This window comes from Enterobacter asburiae, assembly GCF_024599655.1.
Classification (GTDB): Bacteria; Pseudomonadota; Gammaproteobacteria; order Enterobacterales; family Enterobacteriaceae; genus Enterobacter; species Enterobacter asburiae_D.
This window is the reverse complement of record NZ_CP102247.1, coordinates 3,210,307-3,222,549: the sequence shown is the minus strand read 5'-3', so window position 1 is coordinate 3,222,549 and position 12,243 is coordinate 3,210,307. Positions and strand designations below refer to the sequence as shown.

General features: G+C 56.3%; 11 protein-coding genes and 1 riboswitch. Of the genes, 3 read left to right on the top strand and 8 right to left on the bottom strand.

What is annotated here, in order from left to right; translation table 11 throughout:
* Positions 1-22 precede the first annotated feature (22 nt).
* From NQ230_RS15440 to glmS, 7 genes are all read right to left on the bottom strand, one after another.
* Positions 23-1,315 carry a dicarboxylate/amino acid:cation symporter gene (locus NQ230_RS15440; protein ID WP_257258118.1) on the bottom strand — a complete coding sequence of 431 codons (1,293 nt, stop codon included), beginning with the start codon at positions 1,313-1,315 and terminating at the stop codon, positions 23-25.
* A gap of 165 nt (positions 1,316-1,480) precedes the next feature.
* Positions 1,481-1,798: a DUF4387 domain-containing protein gene (locus NQ230_RS15435; protein ID WP_121425786.1), complete on the bottom strand. Its 318-nt coding sequence runs from the start codon at positions 1,796-1,798 to the stop codon at positions 1,481-1,483.
* Positions 1,795-3,165, bottom strand: a complete 1,371-nt coding sequence (locus NQ230_RS15430) for an acyclic terpene utilization AtuA family protein (protein ID WP_219324107.1) — start codon at positions 3,163-3,165, stop codon at positions 1,795-1,797. The genes NQ230_RS15435 and NQ230_RS15430 overlap by 4 nt, the downstream gene beginning before the upstream one ends.
* A gap of 3 nt (positions 3,166-3,168) precedes the next feature.
* A complete protein-coding gene (locus NQ230_RS15425) occupies positions 3,169-4,410 on the bottom strand; it encodes a methylaspartate ammonia-lyase (protein ID WP_257258117.1) in 1,242 nt (413 codons plus the stop codon).
* The gene (locus tag NQ230_RS15420; RefSeq protein ID WP_121425789.1) at positions 4,410-5,855 is read right to left on the bottom strand and encodes a methylaspartate mutase subunit E; all 1,446 of its coding nucleotides are present in this window, start codon (positions 5,853-5,855) and stop codon (positions 4,410-4,412) included. The genes NQ230_RS15425 and NQ230_RS15420 overlap by 1 nt, the downstream gene beginning before the upstream one ends.
* A gap of 18 nt (positions 5,856-5,873) precedes the next feature.
* Positions 5,874-7,262 carry a methylaspartate mutase accessory protein GlmL gene (glmL, locus tag NQ230_RS15415; RefSeq protein ID WP_257258116.1) on the bottom strand — a complete coding sequence of 463 codons (1,389 nt, stop codon included), beginning with the start codon at positions 7,260-7,262 and terminating at the stop codon, positions 5,874-5,876.
* Positions 7,262-7,711 carry a methylaspartate mutase subunit S gene (gene glmS, locus NQ230_RS15410; RefSeq protein ID WP_121425791.1) on the bottom strand — a complete coding sequence of 150 codons (450 nt, stop codon included), beginning with the start codon at positions 7,709-7,711 and terminating at the stop codon, positions 7,262-7,264. The genes glmL and glmS overlap by 1 nt, the downstream gene beginning before the upstream one ends.
* 518 nt (positions 7,712-8,229) lie before the next feature.
* Here glmS and cobA point away from each other — a divergent pair.
* From cobA to NQ230_RS15395, 3 genes are read left to right on the top strand one after another with little or no spacing between them, the layout of a single operon-like run.
* Positions 8,230-9,000 carry a uroporphyrinogen-III C-methyltransferase gene (gene cobA, locus NQ230_RS15405; protein ID WP_213821802.1) on the top strand — a complete coding sequence of 257 codons (771 nt, stop codon included), beginning with the start codon at positions 8,230-8,232 and terminating at the stop codon, positions 8,998-9,000.
* 37 nt (positions 9,001-9,037) lie between these two features.
* Complete coding sequence (cobD, locus tag NQ230_RS15400; protein ID WP_213821800.1) at positions 9,038-10,108, top strand: threonine-phosphate decarboxylase CobD; 1,071 nt, start codon at positions 9,038-9,040, stop codon at positions 10,106-10,108.
* A 4-nt stretch (positions 10,109-10,112) separates the two neighbouring features.
* Positions 10,113-10,760: a precorrin-2 dehydrogenase/sirohydrochlorin ferrochelatase family protein gene (locus NQ230_RS15395; RefSeq protein WP_213821798.1), complete on the top strand. Its 648-nt coding sequence runs from the start codon at positions 10,113-10,115 to the stop codon at positions 10,758-10,760.
* On the opposite strand, the gene NQ230_RS15390 is transcribed toward NQ230_RS15395, so the two are convergent.
* A complete protein-coding gene (locus NQ230_RS15390) occupies positions 10,752-11,618 on the bottom strand; it encodes a GHMP family kinase ATP-binding protein (RefSeq protein WP_213821796.1) in 867 nt (288 codons plus the stop codon). The two genes, NQ230_RS15395 and NQ230_RS15390, sit on opposite strands and share 9 nt — an antisense overlap.
* Positions 11,619-12,062: 444 nt before the next feature.
* Positions 12,063-12,237, top strand: a riboswitch (cobalamin riboswitch).
* Positions 12,238-12,243 lie beyond the last annotated feature (6 nt).

The following is a 12,243-nucleotide window of genomic DNA, read 5'->3' as shown; positions in this document are numbered from 1 at the left end:
CAACGACGGTTGGCCTTTGTAATCAATACATGGCGATTTCAGTTTCTGAAGCGGTGCTTTCTTTGGCCGGAACCTTGCCGCGGCAGCCGACGCCAAAGTGCTCGCCTTCCCAGCGACCGACGATAGCGGCACCCATCGCGTTACTCATCACGTTGGTGGCGGAACGGCCCATGTCGAGGAACGGATCGACCCCCATCAGCAGAATCAGGCCCGCTTCCGGAATGTTGAACTGGTTGAGCGTGGCGGCAATAACCACCATCGATGCGCGCGGCACGCCCGCCATTCCTTTAGAGGTCAGCATCAGGATCAGCAGCATGGTGATCTGCTCGCCAATGCTCAGTTCGATGTTGCACGCCTGGGCGATAAACACGGTCGCAAACGAGCAGTAGGCCATTGAGCCGACCAGGTTAAAGGAGTAGCCGATGGGCAGGACAAAGCTGGCAATCCTTGAGGAGACGCCAAATTTTTCCAGTTTGTTCAGCGTACCCGGGAAAGCCGCTTCTGAACTTGAGGTCGTAAAGGCCAGCAGCGCAGGTTCGAAAATCGCTTTTGTCAGACGACGGATGCACGGACCGACAATCAGCGTGGAGAGGCCAATCAGAATCGCCCACAGCAGGCCGAGCGTCATGTAGAACTCGCCCATGAAAATACCGGCGCTGACCATCACGCCCAGACCCCGTTCGGCAATCAGTCCGGAGATCGCGGCAAACACGGTCAGCGGTGCAAACAGCATGACGTAGCCCGTCAGCTTCAGCATCACGTGCACCAGAGAGTCGAGCACCTTAATGATGGGTTCGGCTTTCTCGCCAATGGCCGCCAGGCTGCAGCCGAGGAAAATCGAGAACACCACGATTTGCAAAATCTCGTTGCGGGCCATGGCATCAACGATGCTGGTCGGTACCGCGTGAGAGATAAACACTTTCAGCGTGAACGGCTCGGACTGAACGGCCGCAACGGCCCCGGCGTCATGGGGAACAAAGTTAATGCCTGCGCCAGGCTGGAAGATGTTGACGATAACCAGCCCCAGCGCGATGGACAGCAGCGAGGCGCAAATAAAGAGGAAAAAGGTTTTGGAGAATATTCGGCCAAGCGTTTTAGCATCACCCATTTTGGCTATGCCAACCACCAGGGTGGAAATAACCAGCGGGGCGATAATCATTTTCACCATGCGTAAGAATATGGTGGTAAATATAGAAATATCCTGCGCGTACGTTTTTGCTGTATCTGCTGATGCCATATTATTAATGACCACCCCGGCTATCATGCCGAGTATCAAACCTAATATGATCATTTTCGTTAAGCTTATTTTTTTCATGTTTACTCCATCGGATAAAGGTTGGTTAATGTGTAGGGGCGCGTGCGCCTGAGCCCTGACGAACCGCTCAGACGCACGTTTGTTGTGACCAACCGCATGAATTATCTGGAATACAGTGATACAGCAAATATCTATATCCCAATGGACGTTGTTGTATTTGTAGTGTTACAGATCGAACTCGATACTTAATAACGGTGCATGCTGCTGGGCACCATAGACATCATTGTCGCCGACGTTGCCGGAGATAATATCGCGAGGCATGACGATTTTGACCGCATTGGCCGGATCGAACCAGATAATGCGATGAATAAAGTCAGGCTTAACGTTATATAAACGGGCAATAAGCTGCGGCGTTAACTGCTCCGAGGCTTTTACCCGCTGATAGTCTTCACGCGTTTTAAATAAAATATCCAGAACCAGCTCATACGGCCCGGCGTTTTTAGAACGAATGACCTGCGCCAGTGAGCAAATACCGTGTTTCATAGCTGAACTCCTTCTGGCGTGACCTGCTCGAGGTGGAAATCAAAACGCAGCGCGTCGCTCGCTTCGATCAGGTGGTAAATTGAGAACTCATACACCGGGCCGCTCTGAATGTCGGAAGGGGAGAACGGGAACGCGAGGTTGCCCGCCGTTGCGATCCGGTTTTCATAGCCGTAGTGCAGCAGGGTAGAGCGCACAAGCGAACAGACGCTGTTGGCGATATCCTGGGTGGGGGCTACGACATCCAGCAAAATACCCAGCTCGTGCCCGGCAGACTGCATCGGCTCATGGTTGCCCATCACGCCATTCTTTCCGTACAGGTGGAACGTCATGCGGATGCTGTCGTCATTCAGCGAGAGGTTGCGCTTCACGCTGGCCTGCACTTCTTCGAGGATATTATCGATCCCGGCAATCATGATCGGGTCGCGCGTACCGGCAATGGTCAGGCAGCGGAAGCCGACCCGGCGGGCGCCTTCCAGCTTCAACGCATACGGCGTTTCTTCGTGGCGGGAACCGCTGACGTACACTTCGCCCTCGTTGACCGCTTTGAAGCTGCACCCTTTCAGGTTCAGCACGCCGCCCGGCCCCGGCAGGAAGTACGGGTCGGATTTCTCATAGAGGGTGTGCGCCGCGGCCGACGTTTCGGTGAATTTACGCTTCGGATTAAACGTTTTCAGCGTAAAGCCGTTATCGTCAATGATGCCCATCGCGCAGTCGGAGCCGGACCCCGGCGTAGCGGCAATCGCCGCGCACTCAAGGATCTTACCGCAGTGCAGCGCCAGACCTTCATCGAAGCCCTGCATGATGGGCAGCGCGGCAAAGCAGGCCGGATCGTACGCCCGGCCGCCCAGCACCACCTGCGCCCCGGCCGCCAGCGCCCGCTGGAAAGGTTCGATACCCATCTGCGCCACGATATAGGTGCTTTCTTCAATGGCCTCGTGGGTCAGCGCCGGGACGAAATCCAGGGCGGTGATTTTCCCGTCATCCAGCGCCTGATGCACGGTGGCTTTATCGACATCCGACGGGATCAGCGCCATAGAGAACGAGAGCTTCTCTTCCTGAGCAATCTCAAGGATTATCTGTCGGCACCACTCCAGATGCGGCGCGGCGCCGGACCCACCGGCGGTACCGATCACCACCGGAATGTTGTGCTTAACGCCAGCCACGATCATATAGCGCAGATCGCGTTTTACCCCCGCCCGGTCGGTGAAAGGCTTACCTGCCCCCAGGTAGTGGGGGCCAGGGTCGGAAGAGCCCGCGTCGACCGCAATCAGATCCGGCGACGCTTCCATGGCCTTACGAAAGCTCTCTTCCGGGAAGCCATAGCCCAGGATAGCCGTTGGCGATAAGATCTTAAATGTACGTGCCATCTGTTAATCCTTAGCCTGCAACAGTGCGATGGTGCGGTTCATTTCGTTAAACACGATGTTAAGACCTTCATCGAAGCCCATGCCCGGTTTGATCAGCATGCGCATCGGGCGAGCGGCGAGGGCCACGTGCACGCAGGTGCGGGCGCTGATTTCCGTCTCGTTACAGGTCCCGCCCTGATAGGCTTCCATGCCGTGTTTGTTGCAATACAGCACCGCATCAACGATGTTGTGAATACCGCCCAGATCCGGGGTTTTTATCTGCACCATGTGGCAGCTGCCCGCATCGGTGAAGTCCACAATGTCCTGATAGGTGTTACACCACTCATCGGCAACGATTTTCACGCCGGAGCCCAGACGCATCAGCTCGTGGGTGATGGCGGTCAGCAGGCGGATCTGATCCGGCTTGTTACCCGCATCCACCGGCCCCTCGATGTACAGCGGCAGGCCCTGGGCCTCTTTTTCAAGGCTGGCGATATAGGCGGCGCAGCGTACCGGGTCCATATCGAAAATCAGACCGATGGTGCCGTACACGTCGATGTGCAGCGTCGGGCGATAGCGCGGGCTGGTGCGCAGGCTTAAGATGCGGTCGGATAACCAGCGCACATACTCGCGCAGTTTTTCCCCCTTCAGGCCCAGCTTCTCCTCCATGTTGTTGATAAGCGCGTGCGGCAGCACGTCAACGCCTTTGAGGATCATCTTGTCGACGGCGATATAGCGGTCGTCGCCGCTCTGCCCAAATAACGGAATGGCCTCCGGGACGCACGGTAGCTGCCATTCATCGCACACCACTTCCGTTTTCAGACGGCCGGTCGCCAGTGCCGCCGCGTCGAGCAGCGCCTGCGACAGGCCATAGCGTACGGCGGTATGCAGCAGATGGCCGTCTATACGCAGTTCGTCAAAGAAGCGGGCGTTCGTCAGGAACCGGTCAACCTCACGGCCTTCCAGCAGCGGCTTGATGTGATCGTTGAGGAACGGAATGAAGTGTTCAGCCAGGAACAGCGGATCGCGACCGCCTGCGCCTGAATATTGCACGGCTGCACAATCGCCCACCGCCACCGCGCCGTTTTCCAGAATCAGCTGTACGGAGACGCATTCACCCGCCTGACGAACGGACGTAAACCCGGGCGTTACCGGATTGCCGGTATAGATAAACCCGTCATGACCGGCGCCGTTTTTGATGGCCTGCTGATCGTCGAAATAGAATGAGGAGTAGCCTGCGGTGAAAAGGGCCTGCTTAATTTTCATTATGGTCTTCCTATTAATTTACTGTGGGATACCGCGTTGATGTCATCAACAACCATCTGGAATGAGGGTTTACGGCCTTCAAAACGCGCGCGCTCGGCGACGTAATCGTGATGCAGGGCGAGGATATCTTTCGGCAGCGGAACCGAACCGGCTTCCAGCACGCGAATGGCGCCTGCGTTATCACGAACCGGCAGGATTTTGCCCGCGTTGCAGGAGGCGGGGGCGAACGGTACGTCCAGCACGCCCGCTTCAAACGCCAGCACCGTCCCGCGCGCGACGTCGCCGTTGCCCAGCTCGAAGACTTTCTTCAGCACGGCGCGGACTTCGCTCTTAATGAGCTCGACTTCCTGCTCGACGGCGGCGCACGGCGGGAATTTCTGATCGCTGACCATGTTGAGCATCTGACGCGAGGCCTTCAGCCCCTGGGCGTTTGCGGCGGCGGTCGGAATACCGAACGCTTCGTGCGGGCTCTTGGTGATCACTTTGGTCGCCCCTGACATACCGGCAACCGCTGCGCCCCAGGAGATAATGGCAAACGCTTTCGACTCGTCTTCCGGGAATCCGCCCATCCACTGGTGGAAGACGGTACTCAGCTCGTAATCGTCAAAGCCGTGGTTATGGAAATATTCGTGGGACAGCTCGCGCAGGGCCTGAATCGCGGCGATATCCTGCGTCAGGCTCCCGACCTGGCCGTAGCCAACGGTAATTGACTTCACGCCCTGTTCCAGCGCCAGCAGGCCTTCGATAATCGCCACCGAGTGGGACACAAACGGCGGGATCAGGGTGCCGGTCAGCGGGCCAAACGGTTCACGGTTAATGCGAATGCCGTTCTCTTCGTACAGGCCCATCAGGCGGTCGCAGTACTGCCAGTCGCGGATGGATTTTTCCAGAGTGACGCGCTTAGCGTACGGAATGTTGTAGGAGATACCGCCGCCCTCATAGCTGGTAAAGCCGCTGGCCATCGCGATCTCCGCCAGCAGGCGCGCATCCGGCGTGCCGTGACGTACCTGAATCGGTTTCTCCAGCGCTTCGGTCATGCGGCGGCAGGCGGCGACGCCGTGGTTGACGACCGGTAAGCCGTTAAGTTTGGAGGTGCCCGCTTCGATGGATTTTTGGATCCCTACCGCCGCCTCTTCATAGCGATTCAGACGGGTATAGGCATCGATGGTGCTGGGCAGCAAATCACAATCTTCCTGCAGCGTTTTGAGCAGGGCGATGTGTTCATCCATCAGCGCTACGCCTGCGCGCGGCTGGCTCAGGGTTTTACCTTCCTGGTCCGCCTTCAGCAGGGCGTGAGAAAAGCGTTTTTGTTCAGGAATGGTTTGCTGGTACTTCACGCCATCTTCGAAGTTCTCAACGTCCTTGCCGGTGTGCCAGGTCTGCAAGACCTGTTGCCGCTCAGTCATGAATTCGTCATGGGTTAGCTTTTTATTTCGAAGTTCCATTCGTTGCTGCCTTAGGTTTTATAGGGTTAAACAATGAATACTGGTGCGAGCCGCCGCCTGCGGATCCAGCCTGGCAACGTTCGCCAGCAGAGGAAGCAGACCTTTTGCATCGCGGTAATAGTCAAACTGCCCGGGTAAAAGCACGCGTCTGCTGCTGTCGTCCAGCTCGCGGTACTTCAGCCAGCGGTGAATATCGAACTGGCTGGCGCGGGAGAGCCATCCCCCGGAGCCCACCACCTTGCGCACGGTGGTCAGATCGCGCCCCATCTGCAAATCGACGTTGCCCACGCAGGTACAGACCTGTTTTTTGGTGCCGGCATGGCGCTCGCTGGCGTATCCCACGCACAGCCCGGCCAGCAGCGTGTCGAAATGCTTTTCTTCTTCGGTAACGGGGAGATAGTCCGGATGCGCGACCAGATGGCGCAGATAGCCATAAAACGCGTCCCTGCGCTGGGGCTGGTGGGCGAACACCGCGTTCACCAGTTCCCGCGTACTTTCGCCGACCACCACCGCCGAGACGCGCATGCCGAGGTCGCCCTCTACGGTGCGTTTCACAAACGGCTCAGGTACGCCGTGCAGAACGGTATCCGGGGAGAGCATATTGGCGCTGGCGGAGTAGACGTCGGTGGTGGCACCGCCCATGTCGATCAGCATGAATTCTTTCCACGCGCTGTCGACATCGCTGATCGCCTTCACCAGCTCGTAGACGGTCCACGGCGTGGGCATCGGCTCTTCGCCGGTTTCCCCGACGATAACGTCCAGTCCTTTCCCCTTCACGATGCGGGAGAGAAAGACATCGCAGATGGCCTTGCGGGCGGCGTAGGGATTCGGGTGATCGAGGTCGGGCAACACGTTGTCGACCACGATCAGATCCTTGTGGCCAAGAATGGCCTGCACGTCGTCCTGAATATCGCGATTTCCCGCATAGATAATGGCGCAGTCCAGCTTTGACGCTGCCAGCGCGCGGGCATTGGCCAGTCCGTGGCTCTCTTCGCCGCCGTCCGTACCGCCCGTGAACAGCAGAATGTCCGGCGGGGAGTCCTCCAGCGCCTGGATATCGTGACGGTTCAGTTTGTAGGAGTAGTACTGGGCGATTTTGGCGCCCGCAGAATGGGCGGTGACTTTGGCTGATTCCAGGGTTATCGACGGCACCAGACCCATTGCGGCAACGGCGAGCCCGCCTTTTGCCGACGACGAGTATTTCAGCGTAACGTCCCCGCTGTTCAGCAACGGTCGCGCATCGGCAACGTTTAGCACCTGGTTCAGGCTGGTGAAGAAGCCCTCCGCCAGATGGTGGGTCGTCGTCGGGGTCAGAACGTGGTTGACCAGCGTTAGCGCATCACCCTCCGGCGTGAAGAGCGCGGCTTTGGTCCACGTCGAGCCAATGTCGACTGAGACGATTTGCATCAGAAGCCCTCTTCAAGACAGAGCTCTTCAACGCGCTGACGCTGCTGTATATCGTTCGCCATCAGCTGACAGACGTCTTCCAGGTCGTGGCTCGGGGCGAACACGCGGTTGAAACCCATCTCTTTGAATTTGGCTTCGACATCGGCGAAATCGTGCTTGCCTACGACCAGATTACCGCCAACATAAAGCAGAATGTCGCCGATACCGCGTTCGATGCAGCGCTCGCGCAGCCCCAGGCAGTCGATGTCGCCATGGCCGTAGATGGATGAAACGACAATAGCATCAGCACCCGTTTCGATGGCCGCATCAATATATTCATCCTGGCTCACCATCACGCCAAGATTGATGACGTGAAAATCATGGGAAGTAAAAACGCGGTCCAGAACTTTATTGCCTACCGCATGGCAGTCAGCACCAATGACGCCAATAACAAGTGTTGATTTCTTCATGGGTAATCCTCTGTAGGGCTGATAGTGGAAATAAAAAGGGTATAAAAAACGGTTAATGTACATTGGGTCTGTTAATGGTATTGGAGTGTGTTTTGAAGACGAAAGGGAAGCAATTGATCTATTTTCAAAAAATCCTTCCAAAAATGATGATGGTAATGGGGTGACATTAAAAAATGTTTTATATCAATTGGTTGTGAGTTCTTCATTTTAGGTTTGATATTTATCTGTAAACGTCACTGACAAAACCATTGTAATATTTGTGATCGCGCGCCTGTTTTATTGTTGATAGTGGTTAATATGTTTTTTTAAGCATAATGACCAAAGCGATAATGTCGCAATGGCAGAGGAAGAACGGTATTCACTGTTTTATTGATATTGGTCATAAACGCCATTCGTAAAATTAAGAAAGAGTGATAAATACATCAAATTTTTGACGCGTGGAGGGGATGTATAATTCAGCGCTAATTTTAATTATCCGCTTTCTTGCGTCTTAAAATATTTAATCTGAGGATATAACGATGAGTAAAGGGAAGGTTTGGCTTGTAGGGGCAGGGCCTGGCGATGCGTCTTTAATTACGGTAAAAGGTCTGCACTGTATCCGCCATGCGGAGGTGATTGTTCACGATCGCCTGGTTAACCCTGAACTTCTGGCCCAGGCTCCGGCAGGCTGTCTGATGATTGATGTCGGTAAAACCCCAAGCCATCATCCGGTCCCTCAGGAACAAATCAATGCCCTGCTGGTCAAGCATGCCGGGGAAGGGCGGCAGGTGGTGCGTCTGAAAGGCGGAGACCCCTACGTTTTTGGCCGCGGGGGTGAAGAGGCAGAGCAGCTGGCGAAAGACGGCCTGACGTTCGAAATTGTGCCGGGGATCAGTTCCGCGATTGGCGGACTGGCCTATGCCGGTATCCCGGTCACTCACCGTCATTACGCCTCCAGCTTTCATATTGTGACCGGCCATATGTGCCAGGGAAACGACCCGCAAAACTGGCATGCTCTGGCACAAATCAACGGAACGCTGATTGTTCTGATGGGAATGACCCGGCTGGCGGAAATCTGCCAGCAGCTTATCGAGGGAGGCATGTCCGGCGGGACGCCGGTGGCGGTGGTGATGTATGCCAGCCAGTCTCGTCAGCAGATCGCCAAAGGCACGCTGACCGATATTCACCTCGAGGTTGAACGTCAAAAACTGCATGCTCCGGCGCTTATCGTCATCGGTGAGGTGGTCAACCTGCAGGAGATACTGGCGTTTACCGCCTCACATCTCGCGCTGAATCAGGTTGTGGTCTGATGTTATCCTGACATTTTGAAATGGACGAGTGAAACGAATGAGTGAGCATGGTGGTAACGTTCTGGAAACGGGGCTGCAGTTGGGGATCGATCCCGAGCTGCTGTTGGACTTTAGCGCGAACATCAATCCGCTAGGGCTGCCCGATCGCGTCAGGTCGCTCATTGTGTCCCATCTGGATATCATCATGCAGTACCCGGACGTTGAGTACCGCCATCTTCATCAGGCGCTGGCCAGCGCCAGCCGGTGTGACTATGACCAGACGATTGCCGGGAATGGCGAAACGGAGCTGATCTATGGCCTGGTGCGAACGCTTGCCCCTCGCCGGGCGATGCTGCTGGTGCCGGGTTTTGCCGAATATCGCCGGGCATTACAGCAGCAGGGCTGCGAGATAATCGACTATGCGCTGAGCGAGCAGAACGGGTTCCAGGTGGATGCTTCCATACTGGACGCCGTTCGCGCGCACAGGCCCGAATGCCTGTTCATCGCGACGCCAAACAACCCTACCGGACTCATGCCTGATGCCGATCTTCTCGACCGGCTGGCCTCGCTGTGCGAAGCGCTGCAGATTGCGCTGATTGTGGATGAAGCGTTCATCGATTTTCTGCCGCAGGGCTCCACGCTGGCGCCACGGCTGGCAAAGTCACGCTATCTTTACCTGCTGCGTTCCCTGACCAAGTTTTTTGCTATTCCCGGGCTGCGCCTTGGGTATCTGCTGAGCGGGAATAAGCAAACTATTCGCCAGCTGAAACGCACCCGCGAGCCCTGGTCCGTGAATGCCTTCTCGGCGCTGGTGGGGCAATATTTGCTGCTGGATGAGGACTATATTGCGCGCAGCCACGCCTTTATCGCCCGGGAGCGTGATGTCCTGTGGCAGGCGATGACGCGCTTTTCCTCGCTGGCGGTCTGGAAGCCGCAGGCCAACTTTATTTTCTTCCGCTGCCTGCGTCAGGGTTTCGACCTGAAGGCGGCGCTGCTCGGCCATCACATCCTCATCCGCCACTGCGAAAACTATCCCGGGCTCGATCGCGACTACTACCGGATTGCCGTGCGTACCGAAGCGGAGAACCGCCGGTTTATTGACGCGCTGACTCACGTTTTACAAGGCTAAGGCGATGGACTATTTCCCAATTTTTTGCAACCTGAAGGGGAAACGCTGCCTGATCGTCGGGGGCGGGCAGGTGGCGACGCATAAGGCAAAGGGGCTGCTGGCCGCCGGAGCGGTGCTGCGCCTGGTTGCGCCCACCCTGACGCCGGAACTCGCCAGCCTGCACGCGAGCGGTGACATCGAGTGGTTTCCGGAGACGTTTTCGCCGCGGTTTCTCCAGTCATGCTGGCTGGTCATTGCCGCGACCAGCGATCGGCAGGTGAACCGTCAGGTCGCAGGGGCCGCCAGCGCGGAGCGTATCTTTTGCAATGTCACTGACGACCCCTCTGCTGCCACCTTTATCTCACCGGCCGTTATCGACCGTTCGCCGGTCATTATTGCGCTGAGCTGCGGAGGCAACGCGCCGGTATACAGCACGATCCTCAAAGCGCATGTCGCAGACCATCTTCCTGCGGGCATGCGGGAAAGCGTGCGGCTGGCGGGGGCGCTTCGTGAAAGGATTAATGGCGCATGCGGTGACCGGGAGCGCAAGCGTGCATTTTGGGACGCGTTCTTCCGGCATGTGCCGCTGCAGCAGGCTCTAGCGCAGGAGCACGAGCAGGAGGTCAAGCAGCAGGTCGAGTGGCTCATTCAGCACAGGCTGCTGTCAGAGTAGCGTCACGCCGCCTTTTACCATCCGCAGCAGGTGTTGTTGAGGCCAGTGGCGGGTGAGCTGTTTTTTCGCCAGCAGCCATATCACATAGTCGACATCGTCTTTACTTCTGTCCAGCATCAGCCCCACCACGCTGCCGCTGTGCGCTACGTTCACCCCGTAAATACCGCACTCCTCTACCAGTGCGAGCAGTGCGTCAAAATCTGGTTTGGGCAACAGCCTCTGGCTGGCGATGGCGCTGAGGGTTGCCGCTTCGCCCAGTCGGTAAGGGTTTTGCGTGATACAGGACTCCTGGATTTTTTCCCACGCGCGTTTCAGCGCTGGCGCACCGGCCTGAAGCCCCGCCTGACGCGGAATGCGGTGGTAGTCTGCCGTGCGCAGCGTTTGCGGACTTTCGAGAACAAGCAGGTCGAGATCGGGCTGGGCGTCGCAGGCAATCTGCGTGGAGGCGTCGTTATGATCGAAAAGGGTCAACTGGCGAAACACGGTACTGTCGGTGGGTTCGAGCGAAACGCAGAGCGCTGCCAGCGTGCTTTCGTCGAGCTGACGCCCCAGATGACGTGCGGTAGCGACGGCGGTGGCGGCAATATCTGCGGTGCTGCTGGCCATCCCTTTGGCAACCGGGATGGTCGAGTGCACGTCAATGCGGATATCCTGGCCTAGCTGCGCCGGATAGTGCCAGTGCTGAAGTAACCGCTCGACCATCGCGCGCGACAGCGGGCGTTCATCCGCCACGGGTGAGCCGTGGCTCACCTCAACGGTGCTGTACCATTCGACAGGGCAGGAGACCAGCTTCTCACTGCCCAAAATCCAGCCCTGGATAAGCTCACCGCACGACGCGGGGCATTGCGCTACAGCCACCTTTCCACCTTTCTGGTCAGAAATTTCTGGAGCATAGTGTCATGAGGATATTCCGCTTACCTTGATATACCGCAAATTATAGCCTCCATATTATTCTGCGATCCTGCTGAACGCGTAATGCATCAATTAAATCACACGAACATACGTTGAATAGCAATATTATGTTGTTGCCGGGCTTTAATATCCTGATGAATTTTGATCATGATAAAATGAAAAAATATCAAGTGATGCAATAACTTGTCGTAGCGCAATAAATATTGAGATTTTAAGCGTAATTATCTTTGCTTTTTATTTTTTGTGATAAAACGTTGAGTTATCGAGAAGGGCGCCAATTATTCTGACGCCACGTTTTACTCAGCATGGTTTTCATTTGCGGTTAAGTATTTGCCTAAGGCGAATTGAAACGCCGTAAATAGCATTGCTGTGTTGAGAACGTACTCTTTCTCATAATGTAAGCCGACAGGTTTGCCACATTTGTGGCAGGGAAGGGGGTGACAATCCCCCGCAGCCCCCGCTGCTGTGATGCTGACGACCCCGTAATGACCACTGATCGCGAGATTGGGAAGGACGGGCGAGGAGGACGCTAAGCCAGAAGACCTGCCTGTCGGGAACGTTCAACAACTTC